Here is a 423-nt window from a genome sequence, read left to right on the forward strand (position 1 = left end):
TAGGTTGTGGATAACTGTGCATTTTTATCCAAATGAATCCGCAGAAGAAGTGGCCAACGAAATTGAAGCCCATCTTCTTGCTACAGCTAAAGCAGATGTGTGGTTGAAAGACAATCTTCCAACCTTTACTTGGGGCGGCGCCTCTATGATTGAAGACAAAGGGGAAATATTCCCTGCTTTTTCAATCGATGAAGCTCATCCTGCATTATCTGTTTTAAAGACTGTTCATCAGACTGTTTTCGACGCTCCACTGGAAATAGAAATGTCGACTAGTGTGAATGATGGTGGCTGGTTGGCCGAATATGGAATGCCGACGATTTGTTACGGGCCTGGGAAATTAGCACACGCACATGGCGTGAATGAACAGCTTGACATTGATGAACTCGTCCGTTATACGAAAGCGCTTGTCGCCTTCATTTATAA

At 44.0% G+C, this 423-nt stretch carries 1 protein-coding gene; it reads left to right on the forward strand.

The window, feature by feature from the left end; all coding sequences use genetic code 11:
* Positions 1–16: 16 nt before the first annotated feature.
* Positions 17–423, forward strand: a 407-nt coding sequence (locus CHH91_RS17895; RefSeq protein WP_286160833.1) for a M20/M25/M40 family metallo-hydrolase, incomplete at its 3' end; no start/stop codon positions are given.

This window comes from Virgibacillus sp. 7505 (assembly GCF_002272135.1).
In the GTDB taxonomy this organism is placed as follows: domain Bacteria; phylum Bacillota; class Bacilli; order Bacillales; family Amphibacillaceae; genus Terribacillus.